8 protein-coding genes and 3 pseudogenes are annotated in these 24,349 nt (G+C 37.5%); 9 read left to right on the top strand and 2 right to left on the bottom strand.

The features are described from left to right. Positions 1–4,533: 4,533 nt before the first annotated feature. A pseudogene (locus C3B55_RS03110) lies at positions 4,534–5,057 on the bottom strand (HAD hydrolase-like protein); the annotation flags it as partial. Positions 5,058–5,127: 70 nt separating this feature from the next. After that, positions 5,128–5,820 carry a bifunctional 2-polyprenyl-6-hydroxyphenol methylase/3-demethylubiquinol 3-O-methyltransferase UbiG gene (ubiG, locus tag C3B55_RS03105; RefSeq protein ID WP_129211375.1) on the bottom strand — a complete coding sequence of 231 codons (693 nt, stop codon included), beginning with the start codon at positions 5,818–5,820 and terminating at the stop codon, positions 5,128–5,130. Positions 5,821–7,473: 1,653 nt separating this feature from the next. Between ubiG and C3B55_RS04685 the strand changes: the two genes are divergently transcribed. The 9 genes and pseudogenes from C3B55_RS04685 to C3B55_RS03060 all read left to right on the top strand — a co-directional run bounded on the left by C3B55_RS04685 (position 7,474) and on the right by C3B55_RS03060 (position 24,257). After that, positions 7,474–7,692, top strand: a complete 219-nt coding sequence (locus C3B55_RS04685) for a hypothetical protein (RefSeq protein WP_457912674.1) — start codon at positions 7,474–7,476, stop codon at positions 7,690–7,692. Positions 7,693–8,339: 647 nt separating this feature from the next. Next, positions 8,340–10,871: pseudogene (gene gyrA / locus C3B55_RS03095) on the top strand (DNA gyrase subunit A); the annotation flags it as partial. Positions 10,872–11,149: 278 nt separating this feature from the next. Beyond that, positions 11,150–12,235 carry a 3-phosphoserine/phosphohydroxythreonine transaminase gene (serC, locus tag C3B55_RS03090; RefSeq protein ID WP_129211371.1) on the top strand — a complete coding sequence of 362 codons (1,086 nt, stop codon included), beginning with the start codon at positions 11,150–11,152 and terminating at the stop codon, positions 12,233–12,235. After that, entirely contained in the window at positions 12,235–13,332 is a 1,098-nt protein-coding gene (pheA, locus tag C3B55_RS03085; protein ID WP_129211369.1) for a chorismate mutase, read from the top strand. Before serC ends, pheA begins: the two co-directional genes overlap by 1 nt. Before the next feature lie 1,162 nt (positions 13,333–14,494). After that, positions 14,495–15,376, top strand: a pseudogene (locus C3B55_RS03080) (prephenate dehydrogenase/arogenate dehydrogenase family protein); the annotation flags it as partial. A gap of 973 nt (positions 15,377–16,349) precedes the next feature. Further along, positions 16,350–17,039, top strand: a complete 690-nt coding sequence (gene cmk, locus C3B55_RS03075; RefSeq protein WP_129211367.1) for a (d)CMP kinase — start codon at positions 16,350–16,352, stop codon at positions 17,037–17,039. Positions 17,040–17,162: 123 nt separating this feature from the next. Next, on the top strand, positions 17,163–18,857 hold the full coding sequence (gene rpsA / locus C3B55_RS03070; protein ID WP_129211365.1) for a 30S ribosomal protein S1: 1,695 nt from the start codon (positions 17,163–17,165) through the stop codon (positions 18,855–18,857). A 462-nt stretch (positions 18,858–19,319) separates the two neighbouring features. Next, positions 19,320–19,595: an integration host factor subunit beta gene (ihfB, locus tag C3B55_RS03065; RefSeq protein WP_129211363.1), complete on the top strand. Its 276-nt coding sequence runs from the start codon at positions 19,320–19,322 to the stop codon at positions 19,593–19,595. Between the two features lie 3,786 nt (positions 19,596–23,381). Then, positions 23,382–24,257, top strand: a complete 876-nt coding sequence (locus C3B55_RS03060; protein WP_129211361.1) for a glycosyltransferase family protein — start codon at positions 23,382–23,384, stop codon at positions 24,255–24,257. The last annotated feature ends 92 nt before the right edge of the window (positions 24,258–24,349 follow it).

Here is a 24,349-nt window from a genome sequence, read left to right as displayed (position 1 = left end):
TAATAGTTAATAAATAAAATACTGGAACTTTATACTATTTTAATCTTGTCGGTGATGGGCTAAAGTATATTTATATCGATCTGATTAGTGTTCGCTAAGCAAGCAAATACCAAATAAGTTTTATTATTGTAGATTGTTGAGTTTGTTGCTAGCTTTACATATTAATCCTTTCCCTACTGACTTTATCGTGGCTTAGCTGTTTGCTCCTAGGAATAAACATGGGCTACTGCAATAGCGGCTAAGTTTGTAGTAGGGCCACGGTAAGGCTGGTGGCTTGCCATGTTAGCTTTGTACGGTACCTGCATTTCCTTATGAAGTCAGGTTTACCTGTCATTATTTTAAACTAGCACAGTATACGAAGCAGGAAAACTTAATGCATATCAAAGTCACCACTATGTTACTACTCGCTAATGTTAAATGCTAAGAAAGTTCAAATGACTTTATTGGCCATCATATATTTACTAGATTGAAGCTTTTTAAAGTTTTTTTGTAGGTGGTGGATTCAGCTCCATGTATTAAAGCTTAGCTCGCACTTTAAGTGCGGCACTGAATACACCACATCTAAGCACTTCACTTAATAGTCTCGTATACATTTCTAGTATTATCTTCCAAAGACAGCATGCAGTTAAAGCCTTTAAACAGAGCTGAGCGCACATCTACAATTTTCTCTTTATCGCCAATAAACGATTAACTACATTGCAAGCTAGTAAGCTGCCGATTTGCGTTGTAGTTGGTTAGGCTAATCATGTTGCGCTACACTGTCGTGGCTATATCAACTGGAGTTGATGTTTATGCCACCTATCTCAGCCGTGTAATAATAAGATATACATACTAGTTATAAAAAATCCATAATATTATGAGATATTCTCGATCCTTTATGAGTGCTAAAAGTTGCATATCTTTTACTGGCTGTTTCAATGAGGTATGCTTTGTTTATTGCCTTGCATCAAATCTTAAGGACGCGATAGTTATTACAGGAAGTGTTAATCATTTTTTATGATAGTGAAATTTTGCTGCAGTATAAATCTTCTAGTAATAGTTAGTGAGTAAGACTACTTCTTATAAGGCATAGATGATGGATTTAAAATCCGCTAAGGTCTTTTGGGCATACTGTAACATCTTGCTAGCAATATTAGGTTCTCTGATCAATCTAGTAAATTATTTTGCACTATAATGCAATACTTGCCAGTTTAGTTGCAAGCTGCGTAGCTTTAGTAAAGATAAAGTAATTATTGAGTTTTTAGTAGATAAGCGACAACGTTTGATCATGTAGTAGCGCATCGCGGTTTATCTGTTAGGCAAAAAATAAACGTATTATTGATTTGTTTATCCATACTCCAGTTTAGCGCTAGATAGTTATTGATAGCAGCAAACTTAACTAGTTCTGTTTTGCCCGCGCATGTATTTTAGTTTTGATTTACTGCAAGTAAAATATTGCACCACGACAAATGTTTTTCAGACTAAATTTAATAAGCAACAATGAGTTATAGATGTGCAGCATCTTAGGTATTATTGGTTTCGATAAACTGACGCTACTTGCTAAAACAATATTTCACAATGAATGTATGCATGTATTGGTACATTACCACTATTAACTAGCAGTTTAATAACTTAAATTGACTATTATTACCTCGTCATTTACAGCTTAGCGACTTTGATGAAGTATCCTGATTGTCTTGATAACTCATACCTTATAAGTGGCAACCTTGTTGTTATCTGTTCTTCGTTTATAGATTTCTCAAAAGCCTATAACTTACTAGTAGTGATATTTAACTGGCGTAACACCAGCGTGTTATCTATATAGAGTAATGCTGTATTGTGGGAAATAATCAGTCATATTGAAAGTTTTATAAGAAGTCGAAATTTGTGCGCTGAGACCTTGCACATTAGCTGCTTGTATTTGCTCTGGTATTTTTATGGTAGCAGGTTTACTGTCAAGTATGCCATCGATATATCTCGATGTGCTGAACAGCCTAATATTGGAATACACTGTCGGTAAATGTTGCTAAATTCATACTAGTGGAGAATATTTACTAGTTGATAAGCAGTACAGTGGTGGTCAATATAATCTTTGATGTAGTGATAGTTGTCTAGGTTACTTATTGCGATACTATTAAGACGTAACAAGTAATGTTCTACTGATTGCACCATAGCGCTTGGGCCTGTGTTGATTTTTTTGCAATGGTTGGTTTCATTACACTGCGCAGATCTTGATTATTACGTTCTCATGATCTGCCTTAGCATTAACTGTACGATCAAATCGCGTTATATGACTAGATTAATAAAACTCTAATCAGAATTTATTAGCTAAATATCTTTGTTTATTAGTTTAAGCGCAAACAACTGTAGTAAAAAATGTTCGTAGCTTAGATAACATAGTTATCATACCAAGATGGCGCTAGCTGGCTGCATATCATTATATGCGACTGCTCTTTTAGCAAATCATACCACTCATAGAGAGTAATTTTACACCTTAACCAGATGATCGCCAGACAGATGTTGTTTGATGGGGATAATGTGGCTATATCGCAAAGCAATCGGTAGCGCTAGAGTGCTAGCGTTTGTGATGTAATCTGTCAATATTATCTAAGAATAGTTCATGTAAGCAGTGTTTAGCGCGTTGCTTTCTCTATATATAGAGGTGTGGATTAATCATTAATTCTAAAATTAATTTGCCGCGACATTTGCTTGTAAAGTCTGTACGTGGTAATCTATGAGGTCAGTAGAGTCAGACTTCATGTAACTAATGGTTGCGCCTTTTGTCCGCATTCTAAATATGTCCTGATCATGTGCTCGGTAGTGTTGCTGCTAATGCATTTTTTACATTATGGTATCAGTATAGTATAGGATCAAAAAATCTTTGCTTTCAGCATATACTGTTTATTGATAATTAATCGTGATATGCAACTGTGCCATCTGAGATTGCTGACCGTTACTGTATTGATTGCTTTAGGTATTCACCTGTTAGTCTGAATACACACTAACAGGTATTCTTACCATCTTGCTATAAATACAACACCACTTTTAATTTGATTAAAAAGCTTGTACAGCCGTAACGCTTAGTATGCATCAGCGTATCCAGTACGCTGAATAGAACTTAGTTTGTCCGAAAACCGGAAAATTGCTAAGGACTGTCTAACCTACACTGTCAATTTATATAATGCAAAGTTCTTGGAGAGTCTGCTAATTTTTACCATTAATACAGTAGCGATGCTGTTGCTTATCTATCATAACAAGGTTTCGTTATTAGCTAATTAATTTAGCCTAACCGTCACTGTTAAGGCTAGAAATTCAAAGAATTTATAGTATATATACTAAAACTGTAGTCGTGACTTTACTTGTCTGACTAGTGTTGTTGGCAGTGCTGTTAACCATGTCAGAAGGCTTAGCAAGCTCTGATGTATTTATTATTAATCAATTAAGTTAATATAAAAGTAACCGCATTTTTCTGAAATAAAACTACAATATTCGATAGGACAATAGCGTCAGCTTAGAAAGCATAGAGTTCACTCGTGCTATCAATAACAATAATAGTAGGTACATATTTTAGAATAACAAGACAGACTTAATTATCTTCGTGATAATTATCCGTGTAATAAATTAAAAAATACAAAAAAACATGGTGACTTACTTCAACTAATCCATTTATAAAGACTATATCATGATTAACTACATCCGTGTCTATTAGTCAAGCAGTAAACTAACAAAACGCTAGATATAGTTATCGATAAATAATTACTGATCAAGACTACAATTTATAGCCAAAGCATTATAGCCTATTTTTATGCTTTAATAAATCAGATAAATTACTACGTCAGCAATTTATAACTTCTAGTATGATCTAGGACTATCGCTAAAAGATATAACAAGAAACAGATGTTAAGATCTTCAAGCTCAACTATAATATTACCTCTTTTCTAAAAAAATAAGGTTGACCAGCAGATTTTGGTGATCATAAAAGATTTATTTGTCAGGTTTTATATAACCACTAATTCGCAGAAAGTTAACTATATAAGTTAGTAGATACTGATTTTAATGTTTTGGCAATGTGTCTGGCCGATGATATCCTTATTTTAAAAAATTACCTTTGCACGAAGCTATGATACTAATATGCGTTACATGGCTAGCTACAAAATAACAAGCTCTAAAAATTATTGACAACGGTATTGATTAATGCTGAATAGGTTAACCGTTGACTAATACATGTATGTAGCTACGGAAACTGGCAAAGCCAGATGTGAGCTCGATTAACCTTGTACTATAGTTAGTATGTCGCACTGTTCACGCAAAACAATGTAAGCAACTGTATATTAAGGAGGTTGTCATAACAGCTCACACTTAATAGTTATGGTACAGCACTAAACTATTAGGCAATGCTCTATAGGTAAACTCTTATATTTTTTATACTCAGCATTTACAATCTCTTCGAGTAATTGATAGCTGCATGCAATGCATTATTAAGCATCTTTCATAGTGTTAGCTAGTGATCTATTACTATATCAGCGTCCCAGTTACATGGGGGTTGTCATTTTAGTGGATATAACTAAATGTGACTGCTGCAGGCAGGTACTAGTATTGCGGCCAGACTTAGATATCGTGCATGTCGTTGCCCACGAAAAGTACACTAGCCGGATCAAGTTTGAGCATATTGTACGCTAAAATCAGCGATTCTTGGTCTGGTTGCTATTTTTACGTGGTCATGGCAGATTAGCAGTGCTGAGCGCTCAGCTGGGCCTAACTGCTGCATGATCAGTTCAGCAAAACATAATAAGCTTATTGTTAACTACGCCTCACACCAACTTAGATTTCTCGATATCTTTACGCAATTCAGTCATGCCGTCGAATAGCCTGCTATGGATTATGCAGCCCGCAAGATAAGGCTTTAGGAATTCTATTCACAATTCTTTAAAGCCTATGGATTCTTGGTTAATTAAAAAGGTTACTGCGATCATCGCTAGTACACCACCGAATATTTCCTCTATGATTTACTGGTCATGAATCGCTGCCATACTACGGTCGGCGCGCATAGCCTGACAGATAGCGATAAAGTCCGGCGCCCAAGGTTGTTATCAAACACATGTCCAGTCTTATCAATAGAGAGTCGCGCGTAACTTCACAGGCTTACTCCTAATGCATAGTCTGGAGCATATAATTAACGCCAACGTCATTCGCTAGCTTGTAGTGCTTTGTTAATGGGTTATAGGTCAGGCCTATGATGTCTTTGACGATCAATCCGGCTTGACGACTCCAGGCGCTTAGCTCGCTTGGGCGAATGAATTTCTTGAAGTTATGGGTACCTCGTGGTAGCAGTTGCATGATGTATTCTGCGCCGATGATTGCGAATAAGTACGCCTTTAAATTGCGGTTAATGGTAGAGAAAAATACCTGACCGCCTGGCTTAATCATGCGGAAACAGGCGCTAATTACCGAAGACGGGTTTGGCACATGTTCGAGCATCTCAAAGCAGGTAACCACGTCAAATTGCTCATGCATTTCCTCAGCCATGGCTTCGGCGGTAATCTGGTAGTATTCTATGCTTACTCTAGATTCAAGTTGATGCAATTTGGCTACGGCCAATGGCGCTTTGCCCATGTCGATACCTGTCACAGTAGCGCCGCGCTGGGCCATGGCTTCGCTTAGTATGCCACCGCCGCAACCAACATCTAGCACTCTTTTACCTGCTAGATTAACGCGCTCATCAATCCAGTTAACCCGTAGCGGATTGATGTCATGTAGGAGTTTAAACTCGCTATCGCAGTCCCACCAACGGTGAGCTAAAACTTCAAACTTAGCAATTTCAGTGTAGTCGACGTTGCTCATAGCGAATCCTCTCAATTTGATCAATTTGTTTGTTAGCTTTAGATTGTTAGATTCTACAGATTTATAATCAACGTTGCTCACTGTGTTTGCTCATCTGTTAGTATCAAGTAATTAACTGGGTAGTCAACTATTTCTCATATATATAACTTAATAGCTAGTGGTCGAACAACTGTTTACTTGCGACTTAGCAATTTAAATGAGTTTATGCGATCGCATCAGGTAACATATATAAACGTTAAGACCGGATTGTAAAATCTGTTGTTGCGCTAGTTATAAAAGATTAATTGTGACAATATCGACGTTTTTACTATCTATTAGCGAGATAATATCACTTTTTTGCTTCTTTCTTATAGTGCAGTGGTATAAATCTCGTAATGACCTTGGCCGGCATTGCATCAGTACTAGTTTTGCTAAACTTTTTACAAGTTACTTAAAATCGTTAGACCAGCTTCTGGCTAGATTCCTAACCATAGATGATGCTGGTGTTACTTTTTACCAGCAACACTGGACGGCCTAGTCATGCTAGCAGACGTTTGTTGGTTTTTCTCTACGGCCTAGTCAGATTTATAAAGTCGTGTCGTGTGCATATATTACTTAAGGAGGCATTTGATTCTTTAGCAATGTATTAGGATCTTTTCCAGTTTGTTTGCACACGCGATAATACTGTATATAGATTAAAAAACACTCTTTATGTTTGTTTAGTGTTTGAGATCACCACATAGCTCTATGCTTAAGAATTTTTTTGATACTGCCAGCGCTTGAGAGATAAAGATCAATGATCATAATCATAATTTATGCACAAATCACGCTATCGTGTACGCGGCTACTAGTGAACACATGATAGCAGCACATATCACTGATGCAAATAATATCGCCGTTGAACAGTCCAGTAACATCTAGATTGTCACTATTGTGTACGCAAGTTGCTATTAGTTTAATAAGTTGAATAGAACAGCAGTAAGAGGTCGCCGTATGCTTCTTTCTAAACAACTATTAAATAAAGTTGAAGTGTATACCCTAGCCTCTTAGCTGGATGATCACTATATTAGTTAGTATTATTGATTGGTATACAGGGAGGTGATGGATGCTAGATCAACTATTGGTTGCAGAACAAGTGAATGCTATCAACTGGTGCGATGGTGCGTTGCATCTACTGAATCAGAGTGCTTTGCCTTCCTGGAAAATTTGAGTTGCGCGCACTATAGTATCTGCAGTTGCCCAAACTATTCGCACAATAGTAGTTCATGGCGCGCCATTAATCTGTATCGGTACTGCTTTATAGTGTGGTGTTTGTCGCCCATTTGCATATTGCGTCAGGTGGTTATTTGCAGGTGGAGTGGTAAAAGAATTACACGTTGCTGTTCGATAGTAGTCCGGCTGCATTTAATCTATTTTGGACTTTAAAGCGCATGTATCGTCAACTAAATCTCTTAACAAAGTACGCTAATCATCTGGCTATGCTGTAAGTTGAAGCTGCAGCTATCGCGATTTATAAAAACAATCTTGAGGTTAATCTCGTCATGGCCTAATTAGGCATAGATCGTATTCTTAAGCATTATGGCAATGTCTAGGTAGTCTTAACTCATAGTAATCAGCGCAGCCTTCTTGGATGGTTTAGTGGAATATGTATACGTAAATTAAACTCGCCAGTGGTTGCAAGGTTTATGGCTAACGGCGTGGTATTTAGCTGATGAAGGTATTCCTGTTACGGTGAATGCGGACTCTATTAAAGCTCATATCATCAAGACTAAAAACGTAACCTGGATGGTTGTTGGTGCTGACTGCATTGTTGTGAATGTTGATGTGATTAGCGCGATTGGTACTTATAGTTGGTCATTTATGCAATGCACCATGGTGTACGTTTCATGGTAGTGGCATTCAGCTCAAAAATTCAATTTGATGATAGCTACTTGGTAAGGATGTCATTCTTAAAGAGTGCAACTTTAATGTCGTTGCTTTTCATCCAATGTTTAATGTGACACCGACTGATCTAATTAATTTTCTTTTAACTGAAAAAGGCATCGTTGAACCTCTAGACACCGCTAAACTCATTCAGTTAATGTGCCGTAAGTGTTTGTATGGAGGATCTTGCTAGTATGTAGAATTTTTATAGGTAAGTCAGTTCTCACTGAATAGTATTGTGAATATAATTAACATGTGGGATATTTACTGATGAGTAATTAGTTTTTTTAGAAGTAAACAAACACCTTGAATGTGCACTTAAAATATAATATTTACCTAACTTTAAACATCTCTTGCTGTCTTCTAACCAGTTTCTATGTAACTTACCTGTCACCTTTCTTGGTGATAGGTGCTGGGCTAAGTTTATTGGGATAATACTTGAAGGTGTCTATAACTGCTTTTAGGGAGGGGGTGTCAAATAGCGTATAAATCCGCATCATAATTCATTTGATTTGTCGTAAGTCGTTGTCGAGTACTTTATTTGCAGCGGCAAGCTTTGTTCATTCCATCATGGATGCGACGAGGTGTCACCCGAAGAATAAGGAATCAAACTTCTCATGGGCAAACTGGCCAAAGAAATTCTATCGGTCAACATAGAAGACGAGTTAAAACAGTCTTATCTAGACTACGCGATGAGTGTAATTGTTGGTCGAGCACTACCTGATGCACGCGATGGTTTAAAGCCGGTGCACAGGCGTGTTCTATTTGCGATGAGTGAGCTGGGCAACGATTGGAACAAGCCGTATAAAAAATCTGCCCGCATTGTCGGTGATGTGATAGGTAAGTACCACCCTCATGGTGATGCTGCGGTGTACGATACTATCGTACGGATGGCTCAGCCGTTTTCTTTGCGTTACCTGCTGATAGACGGCCAGGGTAATTTTGGTTCGGTAGACGGCGACAACGCTGCGGCTATGCGATATACTGAAGTACGTATGACTAAGCTAGCACATGAGCTGCTGGCTAACTTGCATAAAGAAACCGTTGACTGGGTGTCTAACTATGACGGTACGGAAATGATCCCGGCGGTTATGCCTACCAGTATCCCTAATTTACTGGTTAACGGTTCTAGTGGTATTGCTGTAGGTATGGCTACCAATATCCCACCGCATAATCTTGGCGAGGTCATTGATGGTTGCTTAGCGCTCATTGATAATCCTGAGCTGACCATCGACGAACTGATGCAATACATTCCAGGCCCAGACTTCCCAACTGCTGCGATGATTAATGGTCGCGCTGGTATTATCGAAGCTTACCGCACAGGTCGCGGTCGTATCTATATACGAGCTCGCTCGATAATTGAGGATATCGATAAGGCTAGTGGTCGTCAGCAGCTTGTCATCACTGAATTGCCTTACCAGTTAAATAAAGCACGTCTGATCGAGAAGATCGCTGAGCTTGTTAAAGAGAAAAGGCTAGAAGGTATTACAGAGTTACGTGACGAATCTGACAAAGATGGTATGCGCGTAGTAATTGAGCTGCGCCGTGGCGAAGTACCTGAGGTTATACTCAATAACCTATACGCCCAAACACAGCTGCAAAGTGTATTCGGTCTTAACGTTGTGGCCCTAATTGATGGGTGTCCACGTATCCTGAACCTCAAGGATTTACTAGAATCTTTCGTATGTCACCGCCGCGAAGTAGTCACTCGCCGAACTATGTTCGAATTGCGTAAGGCACGTGAGCGTGGTCATATCCTAGAAGGCCAAGCAGTTGCTTTGTCGAACATTAATCAGGTGATTGTTCTGATTAAGGCTGCATCTGTGCTTTCTGACGCTAAAGAAGCATTGATCAGTACTCCATGGGGATCTAACGCTATCACGGCCATGTTTGAACGTACTGGCGCTTATTTATGTCGTCCAGAGACTTTAGCTACGCAATATGGTTTGCGTGAAGATAAGTACTTCCTGTCGCCAGAACAGGCTCAAGCAATTTTGGACTTGCGTCTGCACCGCTTGACTAGTTTAGAGCATGCAAAAGTTTTGGCTGAGTATAAGGAGATAATAGGCCAGATCGGCGAGCTGACCAGTATACTCAGTAGTGCTATACGCCTCATGGAGGTAATTCGCGAAGAACTTAAAGTGATCCGCACCGAATACAGCGATATACGCCGCACTGAAATCCTGGATACGTGTCTGGATCTCACCATGGGTGACATGATCCAAGAAGAAGAGCGTGTTGTGACCATATCCAATAGCGGTTACGCCAAAACTCAGCCTTTAGCTGCATACCAGGCTCAGCGTCGTGGTGGTAAAGGTAAGTCGGCTACAGGAATAAAGGATGAGGACTATGTTGCTCATCTGCTGGTGGCTAATAGCCATACTACGTTATTACTGTTCTCCAGTAAAGGCAAAGTATACTGGTTGAAAACCTATGAAATCCCGGAAGCATCGCGTGCAGCCCGTGGCCGTCCACTAGTTAATTTGCTGCCATTAGATGGTGATGAAAGCATCACTGCTATGCTTCCTGTCGATCAGTATACTAAAAGTCACTTTATCTTTATGGCGACCGCGAAAGGTACCGTGAAGAAGACACCACTAGAATCCTTTAGCCATCAGCGAAGCGTTGGCCTAATAGCCATAAAGCTAGATAAAGGTGACGCATTAATTTCTGCTGCCATTACTGATGGCGAACGTGAAGTAATGTTATTTTCTGAGGGTGGTAAGGTGACACGCTTCAAGGAGTCCGACGTTCGCGCTATGGGTCGTACTGCCCGCGGTGTACGCGGCATGCGTCTACCTCAAGGGCAAAAGCTGATTTCAATGCTAATCCCGGAAAAAGGCAGCCAAATTCTCACAGCTTCTGCGCGTGGTTATGGCAAGCGTACCGCTATCAGTGAGTTCCCTGAACACAAACGTGGTGGTCAAGGCGTTATTACCATGGTTAGCAATCATCGTAATGGCTGTTTGGTCGGCGCAGTGCAAGTACTCGATGGCGAAGAAATTATGCTGATTTCTGATCAGGGTACTTTGGTGCGTACTCGTGTAGCTGAAGTATCGATTCTTGGGCGTAACACTCAGGGCGTAACGTTAATTAAGTTAGCTAGCACGGAGACACTAGTAGGTCTAGAGCGCGTCCAGGAGCTATCGGAATATTGAAGGTATTAAACTGGGAAGTTTAACATATGAAAGCTTAAAATTATAACATGAAATTATAACGTTAATGGGCTAGTCCTGGATACTACTAAAAAACGAAGAAAACTACAGAAATAAGTAGATATGTAGGCAAAGTAAATAAAAATTAATTCATTCTATTGTCTGTTTTCTGTAGAAGATAATGGAGCTGGCTTATCATGCGATAGGTCTGTTTCTAGACGAAACGTTATTCAGCATGATTCTAGCTCCACCATATCACAGCGAGATCAAATGTGAGTAATAGAGCTTACAACTTTTGCGCTGGTCCTGCGGCACTTCCTGAAGTAGTTTTGCGGCGTGTACAGGATGAGTTCCTCGACTGGCACAAAAAAGGTCTCTCTGTGATAGAAATGAGTCATCGTAGCGATGAGTTTGTGTCTATTGCCACTAAGGCTGAGCAGGACCTACGTGACTTGCTGTATATCCCATCCAACTATAAAGTATTGTTTTTACAAGGAGGCGCTAGTCAGCAATTCGCACAGTTACCGCTGAATTTACTACCACAAGATAGTACTGCAGATTATATTGACACTGGTATATGGGGGCAGAAAGCCATTAAAGAAGCTTCGCGTTATGGTTATGTTAATGTAGCAGGCACTGCTAAGCCTTATTACTATCATGCTATTCCGAGACAGAACGAGTGGAAATTATCGAGTAATGCTGCTTACGTTCACTACGTAGCAAATGAAACTATCGGTGGCTTAGAGTTTGATTGGGTGCCCGAAGTTGGTGATGTTCCGCTGGTGTGCGACATGTCTTCGAATATCCTTTCGCGCCCGATTGACGTATCTAAGTATGGCATGATTTACGCTAGTGCACAGAAAAATATTGGCCCGAGCGGTATGCTAGTTAATATCATCCGTGAAGACCTTCTTGGTTGTGCACGTTTGTTATGCCCAACTACTTTGAGCTACAAGGTTGCGGCAGATAACTCTTCAATGTATAACACTCCACCAGTATTTGCTTGGTACCTGTCAGGCCTGGTATTTGAGTGGCTTAAAGAGCAGGGCGGTGTCGCTGTAATAGGTAAACTCAACAAAGAGAAGCAGTGCATGTTATATGACTTCATTGACGCTAGTGGGCTATATAGTAACTCGATTAACCTGCCTGATCGTTCGTGGATGAATGTGCCGTTTTGCCTGGCAGATGATCGCCTGAATGAGCTGTTCTTGACATGCGCAGATGAGCGTGGCTTGCTAAATCTTAAGGGTCATCGCTTGGTTGGTGGAATGCGTGCCTCAATCTATAACGCTATCGATATTAATGCGATTAATGCGCTAGTTTCCTACATGGCAGAGTTCGAAAAAGAATACGGCTAATGTCTGAGCAAACAATTAAAGACTTTCGCGTGCGCATTGATAGCCTAGATGATAGAGTCCTAGAGCTTATCAGTGAACGTGCGTTTTGCGCGCAGGAAGTTGCGCGTGCAAAGATAGCGTCTGTAGCGACAGGTGAGGTGCCGATATTCTATCGGCCTGAGCGTGAAATCCAGGTTCTTAAGCGCATGATAAAGCGCAATAAAGGCCCATTAAGTAACGAAGAGATAGTATGGTTATTTCGTGAAATTATGTCTTCGTGCTTAGCGCTAGAACAGCCATTAAAAGTGGCGTATCTCGGATCTGAAGGTAACTTCACTCAATTAGCAGCGATGAAGTACTTTGGTCATGCAGTGATCAGCAAGCCAATAGCAGCAATTGATGAATTGTTCTGCGACGTGGTTGCTGGTGTGGTAAAGTTTGGCGTAGTTCCGATATCAAACTCCACTGAAGAGCTGGTCGACCATATGCTAGATAGTTTTTTTGAGCGTAATATGGTAATCTGCGGTGAAGTTGATCTGCGTATTCAGCATCACCTGCTAGTATGTGGTAACACAAAGACTAATAGAACGACCAGTGTCTACTCTCATACCCAATCACTGGTCCAGTGCAGTAAGTGGCTATATGCTAACTATCCGAATGTTGAACGTGTGACATGGTCAAGTGATGCCGAAGCAGCTAAGCTGGCTCAAAGTAATGAGTGGAACTCAGCGTCGATTACCGGAGATATGGTGGAGAGTCCGTACAGGCTAACTAGCATGGTCGAGAAAATCGAGGACCTCCAAGATAATTTTACGCGTTTTTTAATTATCGGCAGTGAGGAAATACCACCTACTGGAGACGATAAAACCTCAATTATCGTTTCTATGAGCAATAGACCTGAAGCATTGTATAAGCTATTGGTGCCTTTCTACGAACATAGGATTGACTTAACACGAATTGAGGTTCGCCTTGCGCGCAGCAGTAAATCTACGTACATGTTTTTTGTCGACTTTATTGGTCACTGCCGCGACTCACTAGTTAAAGATGTGCTAGAGCAAGTTAGTCATGAAGCTTTAACGTTCAAGATTCTTGGTTCTTATCCGAAAGCTGTTTTATGAAGTATTCATATACATGATAACTTTCTTGCGATGACTCAGTGAAGCGTGCAATAACTCTTGCCTGATGCTCTAGACAGGCTCATAGATAAGCGAATGCATGAGTTGATTCTTGACTCATCAAAGATGACAAAGTTACCCAGTAAAGAAAATTTAGTTGATTTAAACTCAATAATTCTTGCTATGATCCTTGAAGAGTTAGCCGAACTTATGTGTTACTTATATTGTAATAGTTTTGTTTTTAGGTAGTTGCTGGTAGATCACTGCCTAGTTAAGCTAAACTATATGATGTCAGGCAATAGCTCTAACCACGCTATTTAATTAGTCGACTACATTTACCCAGCGTAAGGTTTGAATGTAGTATTTAGTGAGTGCATATTTATTATCTATTGGATCCTGACTCAGGTTGTTGATATTGATACATGCATCGCTCTTACTAAAGATCGATAGCAGGATCGGCTGGCTATGCGTAAAATTATCGGCATACAAATCAGTGAGATTTTTGGTAACTTGAATAATCTAGCTAGTACGTGGTTTGAATCGCAGCTTCGTTAAGCATCTTCTTGCAAGATGTATCGGAATATGTGCTTTTTAGTTGTGCTAAGTGAGACTCATATTAAGTATGCCGCAAGTAGCGATCTGCTGAAGGTATAATTTCAACTTTCTGGCAGCTTATTAGTACATAATATTATCCGTAAGCTTGCCAAGGCTTATGGCTTTATGTGCCAGCGAATCTATCATGATTTTCCACGGCAGTGGCCCATGACACGCTGAAATACGGCTTCCAGTCGCTTAATGTTAATAGTCTGGGCCTGACCGGCTGCCTTGTACTGTAGTTACAGATGCAGATCACCTTAAATATATAAGTCACATAGCTTCAACTAAGACAGCTTGTTGCGGTTGTAAGAGGGCTCTTGTCGGTTTTGCTCAAACTCAATTTTGTTCAAGAGCAAATGTATTTGTGTTGATCTTGATTCAGTCGATAGTCTTTATGTTCTAGGTTTTGCTGTGCCAAGTCATAATTATATGACTTGGCAAACAACTACGGCATGTCAAACCATTTATATATTACTATTGGTCTGTTGGCTGAAAAGCTTGCTTCCTGAGGGCTCTGGCTGGGGTTTTGCTTATGGTTGATTTCAATGTACTACAACCTTCTGCGCCTATGATTGGTCGACTAGTGGTGATCGGTCTAGGATTGATTGGCGGCTCCTTCGCTAAGGGTTTACGTAAAAGCGGTTTATGCGATGAAGTTATAGGTATGGATCTAGACCAGCAATCACGTAAGTTAGCGGTTAAGCTTGGCGTAGTTGATCGCTGTGAAGTAGATTTGGCATTAGCTTGCAATGGCGCTGATGTGATCCAGCTTGCTGTGCCTGTTTTAGCGATGGAGAAGCTGCTAGGCCTATTGGCCAATATAGATCTGGGGCATGCGATCCTGACTGATGTCGGTAGTGTCAAGAGTAATGTGGTGAGGGTGGCTAGATTTGCATTTAATGACATGCTAGCACGTTTTGTGCCTGGTCATCCGATTGTCGGTTCTGAGCGTGGTGGGATCGAAGCGTCTAATGAGCAATTATTCCGTCACTATAAAGTAATTTTAACGCCACTTGAGCAAACTGATCCAGCAGCGTTGGCAGTGGTTGATCGCTTGTGGTGCGAGCTGGGTGCAGATGTCGAATACATGCAAGTCGAGCGTCACGACAAAGTATTAGCGCTGACCAGTCATCTACCGCATTTGCTAGCCTTTTGCTTTGTAGATTCCTTAGCTAAGCGCAATGAAATTTTTGATATGTTTCATTATGCTGCTGGTGGTTTATGTGATTTCACGCGGATTGCTAGCAGTGATCCAGTGATGTGGCGCGACATCTTCCTTGCTAATCGTGAAGCGGTGCTTTGTGCTTTGGATACCTTTCTTGGTGATCTTGACTCCTTTCGTAGCGCAGTTGATACCGGGGATGGTCGCCAGCTATTGAGCGTGTGCACTCGTGCGCGCATGGCACGTGAGTATTTTAGCAACATCTTAGTGCATAGAGCTTATATAGAAAATGATATGTAAGCTAATCAGCGTACTTTTGACTAGTTTAGGTAGCTGCTTAAATTAGTGCATTTAGGTGAGGCTGGTGACAAATAGATGTCATGTTGCCAAATCGTATTAGATTAGTTAGTTTAGGTATAACAAATAGTAAATGTTTACTTGAGGACGAAGGTATGCAGGTTACTTTACATGTATTTGTAATATAGGCGGTATGATTTAAACCTGGCTAGATTGAGTTCGTTATTGATGATTTATGGTGTTAAAGTGCTCAAAGGTCGGTCCTTTGTTGGAGCCTATTGCTAGCACGCAGGTTCAATCCTGCCGATTAGTTATCTGGGCTTGCGCTAACTAGTGATTATGCTGAGTAGATATTGCGCGGTTTTATTTATCCAGTGGTAGCGAATAAACTACTAGCTTTATTCGAGTTTAGTCATATATTTACAAATGTAAATATATAGAAGAAGTGTTCTGGAATAACTTTATTTGGTATTTTCTAGTTATGGCTTCGATCGCTGAAGGTTATGGACTTTTTGCTAAAGCATGTCATTGTCAACTCGATGATTGCATTAAGATGTTATTAATACTCTGCATCTAATAAATGCAGGTATTGCTTTTGAAAAGTCGCTCAAGAGTTAGCGAGTCAGTTGCTGATCTATGTGCACATACCCAGGCAACGCTGAGTTGCATGTTTAATAGTTTAACTGTATTTAGGTCATGATAGGTAGTCTGTAAGCGCTGTGTTTAAAGGTTGCACTGACACCTAATTAGATTATTATTGACCTTAATCCAATTAAGGTGATTACGAAAGTAGTAATCATATAGTAATGATTAGATTGTCATAGCGTGAAGCATGGTTTCTTCTCTGCATGCGTTAGAGCTAATTCATATCTATATGATTGCGCTAATTTAGTTATATCTGTTTTAAACTTTTCTATACTGTGTGTCCTAAGTCGGTGATTTGTTTTATCTAAAAGGCTTAATCGTGAATATTAAAGTGCCAGTGATTACCATTGATGGACCAAGCGGCTCTGGCAAAGGTACAATCGCCGGCTTGCTAGCCAGACGCCTGGGTTGGTGTTTGCTGGATTCCGGCGCGCTATATCGCCTGTTAGCACTTGCTGCACGCAATCATGGAGTCGACCTAGCTAACGAAAAATGCATGAAACTATTAGCGGCACATTTAGATGTGCGGTTCGTCGGAGCAATGGAAGATCGTCCACAACGTATTATACTAGAAAGTAAGGACGTTACTGATGATCTGCGTAATAATCAAATTGATTCTTGGTCTTCCTGTATTGCTGAGTTACCGGCCGTACGTAACGTGTTACTACAACGTCAGCGGGCATTTCAGGAGCCACCTGGTTTAGTGGCTGATGGTCGTGATATGGGAACCGTTGTATTTCCTGGAGCACCTCTAAAGATTTTTCTAACCGCTAGCGTCGAAGAGCGGGCTCGCCGCCGTTACTTGCAGTTGAAGGGAAAAGTTGATGATGTTATTCTTTGTAGAGTGCTAAATGAAATCCGTGCACGCGATGAGCGTGATATAAGGCGTGTAATAGCTCCGCTAAAGCCGGCGGCCGACGCGATATATCTAAATTCTACAGCGTTGTCTGTTGAGCAGGTGCTTAAACTGATTGTGAGTGAAATTGCTATTCGCGATATCGTTGGGTGATCAAGAAGGCTGCAGGGAGGCCAGTCATAGTACCTGTGGTAACTTGTCTAATTTGAATCTAAACTACACTATCTTGGTGTTTAAAGATTGGTGTATTATCTGCTTTTATAAACAGGAATTAAGATGAGCGAAAGCTTTGCAGAACTCTTTGAAGAAAGCCTAAAAAACCTAAACTTGCAGGCAGGCTCCATCATTACTGGCGTTATCGTTGATATTGATTACCAGGCTCACTGGGTAACCGTTCACGCTGGTCTGAAGTCAGAAGCCCTGATCCCGCTAGAACAGTTCTATAATGATGCAGGCGATTTGACTATCAATATTGGCGATGAAGTTCACGTTGCTCTAGACTCAGTTGAAGATGGTTTCGGTGAAACTAAGCTATCCCGTGAAAAAGCCAAGCGCGCTGAATGCTGGATTGTTCTTGAAGCAGCTTTCGTAGCCGAAGAAGTAGTTAAGGGCGTTATCAACGGTAAAGTGAAAGGTGGCTTCACTGTGGATGTTAATGGCATTCGTGCATTCTTGCCTGGTTCTTTGGTTGACGTTCGTCCAGTGCGCGATACTGCGCATTTAGAAGGTAAAGAGCTCGAATTTAAGGTTATCAAGCTTGACCAAAAGCGCAATAACGTTGTCGTATCCCGTCGCAGCGTCCTGGAAGCGGAAAACTCTGCTGAGCGTGAAGCTTTACTTGAATCTATACGAGAAGGCCAACAGGTCAAAGGTATTGTAAAAAACCTCACTGATTATGGTGCATTTGTTGATCTAGGTGGTGTAGATGGCTTGTTGCATATTACTGATATGGCTTGGAAGCGTATCAAACATCCTGCTGAAATCGTCAATGTTGGCGATGAGATTGATGTGAAGATTCTGAAGTATGATCGTGAGCGTAACCGTGTTTCTCTAGGTCTTAAGCAGTTAGGCGAAGATCCATGGGGCGCAATCAAAGCTCGTTACCCAGAAAGTACTCGATTAATTGCACGTGTGACTAACTTGACCGATTATGGCTGCTTTGCAGAGCTCAAAGAAGGTGTTGAAGGTCTGGTACACGTTTCTGAAATGGACTGGACAAATAAAAATATCCACCCTTCAAAAGTTGTACAAGTTGGCGACGAAGTAGAAGTTATGGTTTTGGATATTGATGAAGAACGTCGTCGTATCTCCCTGGGTATCAAACAATGTAAAGCTAATCCATGGGAAAATTTCTCTAGCCAGTTTAACAAGGGCGATAAAATTTCTGGTACTATCAAATCAATTACTGATTTCGGTATTTTCATTGGTTTAGACGGCGGCGTTGACGGATTGGTTCATCTTTCTGATATCTCCTGGAGCGAAATTGGCGAAGAAGCTGTTCGTCGTTTCAAGAAAGGTGATGAGTTAGACACTGTTATCTTATCGGTTGATCCAGAGCGCGAGCGTATCTCCTTGGGTCTAAAACAATTAGAAGGCGATCCATTCTCTGAATACATTCAAGAAAATGATAAAGGTGTAATAGTTAAAGGCATTGTGAAAGAAGTTGATGCTAAAAATGCTGTTATTCTTCTCACTGAAGCTATTGAAGCAACCTTAAAAGCATCCGAAATTAGCCATGATCGAGTTGAAGATGCCCGTAACCTTCTCAAAAAAGGCCAAGAAGTAGAAGCGAAAATCATTAGCGTTGATCGCAAGAGCCGCATGATTCAACTCTCTATAAAGTCAAAAGATAAGATTGAGGAAAAAGAAGCAATTCAAAGTTTACGTGATAAGCCATCTACTTCTCATATGGCTCTAGGTCCAACTACCTTAGGTGACTTGTTGCGTGCACAAATGGAAAAACAGAACTAATTTATGTTAGACACAAAAAAAACAGTTGCGGTTACAACTGTTTTTTTGTGTCTAGTACTTGTTGTTGCAACAAGTTAAAACTACATCATGTAATCCAGTATTATTAATTTATAATAATTACTTATAAAGCCTCTATGTTTTTTGTAATTTTAATTTATTTAACGTAATAATAATGTGCCCATCCATATTATATGATAATGCAGCCAGCGCTGCACATTATGGCGTGTATAGTAAAGTATTATGTAGATCAGCTTACTCTCACTCCAAAATAATTGAATTGGTTTCTGGAGAGTTAACTCACTCTATACAAGAGTCCAGAAATTAAAATTTTAATGAATAATTTACATAGACTCTGTCTATGCTGAAAATAAGTTGCCAGGTTAGCTCTTTGAATTTAGTTAATTATGTTAAAATATTTAAAATGTGGACATATATTTTTTATAAAACATAAAAAAGAACAATATGACAAAATCAGAGCTAATAAAACGCATTGTTACCAATCAAAAATTGCTTTCATACAAAAGTGTAGAGTTAGCTATCCAAACTATACTCGAACAGATGTCTCAGTGTTTAGCAGCTGGATCTCGAATTGAGATCCGCGGTTTTGGTAGTTTCTCTCTACATTACCGCGCCCCCCATGTAGGTCGCAATCCAAAGACTGGACAATTCGTCAGCTTAGGCGGTAAATTTATGCCTCACTTTAAGCCAGGCAAGAGGCTTCGTGATCGGATAAACTAAGACCACAGCATTGTTTAAGTCTGCTTGAAAGTAGACACATTATGCATAGATTTGAGGTGTATTATCTTTAAGTGCCATAAGCATGGCACTGTGGTAGTTGCGTTTATTATTGGAGTGTGAGCCTATCTATTTAGTTTGTTACTGGGCGTTAGCATTACGTTTAGCTAATATTAAAATATGTCAAGTTTTGAATGTTTTTTCAGTATAAATAAAGCTACTCTACAAAGAAGAGAGACTACGCATTGTATATGTAATACTAACGCTTTATTTTTATTCAGTTAGCGTTGTGTGAAATACATAAAGTTAATATTTATAATGAGTGCTTGATATTCTTATTTATCTGTCTTATCAGAATTTATATTTAAATTTAGAAGTGTACAAATATAGTTTTGTAATAGTAAGGCATTTAATTTATTATTGCTAATAAAGCTGTTTTTGGTATATATTAGTCTTATTTGTTAAAATTTCTAAATAATATTTTTAAATATATATTTAGTATACACTATTTACTAGGTGTATCTGCTGGCGTGAGTGTGGATAATAAATTTATAGCTACATAAATAATGTATTGCTGTAAAAATGTAGTATTATTATCAAGGTGCAGTAAACTAAAATAATCACAGTAATTTTAAGATAATGGCATTGCTTTCACTGCTCAGTTTAATTCAATTCAAAAGTAAGCGTAGAGTTATTCAATATTTCTGAATTTGTAATATTAATACATATATACTAAAAAGTTTTTAATAGTTATTTTACTATTTATTTGGTCTTAATAGTAAGACGCCTTAAGGTATCTATATATTTGCTTTAGCTTTACAAGTCTTAAATGTTACGTATTAGATTAGTAGTATATTGTGCTGGAAATAATTTACATAAATATTGATTATTTGTATATGGGAAATCTAACTTATGAAGTTTATGTTTTAGATATAGCCATATTTTAATATAAACGGTATAGTTATTACTACTATTTTACCTAAATAAAAATATTTAAGATAATTACTTTTAGTTGCAGTATGGATGTAGCTAGTGTGCTAAATGCTATGATGCTAAATATTTTAGTTTATAAAAGCTAAGTAGATTTATAAGATAAAGATGAGGTATTATTGTTATTATTAATTATCTATATTACAGCAGTGTTGATAGTAATAAGAGATAACCTAAAGCTAATTTTTAGTCGATATAAATGAAGATACATTCTAAATATATGTCATGACTTCTAGTAATGTTTAACTTGTCAGCCTGATTCAGGTATTACTAAAATATAGCGTACATTGATAAATTAAAAAAATTGTACAAACCGTGAATGGTTGGAGTAGTATTATGATTACTATATTGAGTGTTAAACTTTAAATACCGGCATGTTTAGACTTAAAACATGCTGCTGTGAGATAGTTTTGTCTATGCTACATTAAAGAACGCTACCTAAATAGTAACACTAATGTAATTTGCCTCAACTGATCTATTTTAGCGTATATTGCCATCTACTTTAAACATCTTAAGAAAATATTAGCATGTATTGAGTGCATTAAGTGTAAAGTATTAAGTATCATGTAATCTTGCAACACTAGCAATAAATTTATTTGGATTTTAAATGCTACTAGAAATTGTTTCTATTTACCTAGTAAATTTATAACGAAATCTTGAGTCTGACAATTAAGCAAATCATGGTTAATACTAAGATTGTTAATGTCATTGATGTCTGGAGCAGTTTTACTGCAAAACGTTTTAATATGACATTGCTAAGAATGCTAATAGTACATAACATTTGGTATAACTAAAATAGTTATTTATTCATACAATAATACATTGTATGCAATATCTAAATATTAAAATTAATTAAGTTACAATTGTAAATTGTAAAAAAATTTTTGATCATTACAAATCAATAGCAATAAATATAAATTTAATTCATTGCAAGTACGCTTATAACTACGGCATGTTTGCCAGGTTGCTTTATTATAAAATAGAGCCGTTTAAGTTTAACATTTAATTAAAATCTGCTAGATATGAGGAAGTCATGCCATGTTTTAGTATGGTTAACTTTTAATTAATGGCTATTCAGCTAGGCTTATATTATTTATCTAATTTATTAAGGTAGTTAAATTTAAGAATATTAAAGATAAGATATTTATAAATATATAAATTAATTTTATTAATTACTATAGTCTATAAATTAGTAATTCTTTCTTTAAGAAGTTTAAGTATTTATTTACCATTGATTAGTTACTTATCGTAAGATACCTGCCCGATGCAAAGGTCCTGTTTTTATAAATCAAACTAACTACGTATTACTTGTAATGAGTTTATTAATATACATGTTTTTTAAGAGCAGTATATTTATCTGGTGTTGAGGTATTAATAATAATTATTATTATATCAGTAAATTACTATTTACTGGACAAAATAGTAAATTAGATTTTTTGTGCGGCATTCCAATTTGAATTTAAATTCATTAAAAAATATAATCTCAAACTGCTTTATATAAAATAGCTAATTAAGTTTAAAAAACTAAACGTTCTAGATTATTGAAGTTAATATTATATCTAATGTTTAGTTATAACCTTTAAAGTTAAAGTACTTGGATTACATTTAAGATTTACATTATCAGACTTACATAAAAATTATCTCAAGCTTTTAGAGATGATAGAATTTAATATTAGCTAGTTATCTAAACTAAGCTATTTTATATGTGTAGAGTAGTTTTTTAACAACCAATGTTGCGTGTAGCTATATGCGTAAGGATCTAAAGTAATTTTTAGCGGGCAATTTAAAGGATAAAGCTTTAGATAAATTTATCTTAAGTATTATTGATTGTAATAACTACATAGAGGCTACCAAAGTAGTGTTTGTTATTAATGGTTACGGGTCGTTAAAAGCATTGTTAAGTTTGTTTATGTAACTATGTTTAGTATATACAGATTAGATAAAATCATATATTACGCTAACTAAATATGTTTTTTATTTATGAGTAGTTGTTAAAATAATAATTGCTACTTTTCAGTAATTGCTTAAAAAATTAATTGATTTCTTATAAAGAACTATTATCCATGTTCAAGTTTAACACTTGACGTTATATAAAAACAAAGTCATAGTAAATTTTAGACTTTTAAGCCTAAGGTTTAATGAACTGGATTAGCTTGAATATTAACAATTTTTTATCGGATAAGGTTATAGATTAAAATCTACAACTTTATAAAAACAGTGGACTAGCATAATAGGAATTATATTCCTATTATGCTCAAATTTTTTGAGCTTATTTTCAACGATACGCTTTACCTTTTGCTAGCTTATGCGATTATTAAAATAATGTCCGTGGCTTATGCTTTTTAAGCTATACAGTAATTATATTAGTTTAATTATAGTAACCACTTATATATCAGTAATAATATTTATTATAAGTATAATGTTAGCCATATTTTTCCTTACTGCATTATAGTAGCTATGTAACTAGTTTGATTTTTTATATTTTTCTTTGGAGTGTGTATATAGCTTTTCAGTATTCAATATAGTTAATCAATAAGATGTATTGTTTGGCTTCTTGAATGCTATATTGTTTCATCTGAAATTCAGTGCTATCGGAATAGAGCGGTCACTAGTTTAATTTACTGTACTCTAGTTATTTAAAGCTGAATATTATGAAATGGCTAATCTACTCTGGTTATTGTGTTTGTTTAGTATCTATATGTTGAGTCTAATGTATTTATGATTGGCATAACTGATTTTTTTATTAAACAGTTACCTACTTTCTAGGTATATTTTATATTATCCAAGTCAAGGTGATACATGATACAAAATACTGTGCACAGTAAGCTATCAATATTGATAGTGCTCTATAAAAAACACTACAAAAATTCTGTAGCGATTACAACTTTGTTGAGAAATGCTGTATGTTTTAATAAAAAAGGTATCAGTGTTGAGTTTTTTATATGGAATAATACACCTTTATGTTCGCCTATTTTATCTAAGCAGTGCTTAACTTGGTTTGAGGGCAATAATAACGGGCTTCCTTATATTTATAATCGCATAGCTAATATAGCATTTATGCAAGGAGCTACGCATTTTATGATTTCAGATGATGACACAGACTATTCTAGTGAAAAATATACTGATGCAGTAGTCGCTGCCATGATTTTTGAATCTCGATTAGCATCTAATCTATTTGGTGTAATGCTGCCGAAAATGTATTCTAAAGAAAAACTAGTGAGTCCAGGTTTGCGGTTCTGGTTTTTTTGTCGTCTAGCAACAAGAATAGATAGCGGTATAGTTACTTCAGCTAATAAACTAGCTATTAATAGTGGTATTATTTTTAATAAATTATGTTATAAGACAATATCCCCAATGTTTGATGAGCGTCTTCAATTTTATGCGACAGATACTGCGTTTTTCATAAACTATGAATCTTATTATGCGCACTTCTATGTGCTAGATGTTGCGCTGCAACATGATCTTTCTGAGTATACGTCAAATAGCGTAGAGCTGGCCATATTCCGCTTTAAGGAAATGATTCGTGGTTTTAGGGTAATCTTTGAACATAAAAGTTACCTCTTTCGCTATCTCATGGAAGCTTATTTAGCTTTATATTCGGTAAAAAAGAGTTTTTTATACAAAAAAATTGTTTTTTTTCGTTTATATATTTTTTCTTTTAAAGAAAAAATTTAATGTTTTAAGTAATTTATTAAAATTTTTTAGCTTAAACTTTAAAAAATATAATATTGTACTTAATAAGTATATTTATATCGTCTAACTTTTAA

This window comes from Candidatus Pseudomonas adelgestsugas (genome assembly GCF_004124255.1).
Taxonomy (GTDB): domain Bacteria; phylum Pseudomonadota; class Gammaproteobacteria; order Pseudomonadales; family Pseudomonadaceae; genus Aquipseudomonas; species Aquipseudomonas adelgestsugas.
Note: the sequence above shows the minus strand (reverse complement) of the source record. Positions and strands in the feature narration are given on the sequence as shown.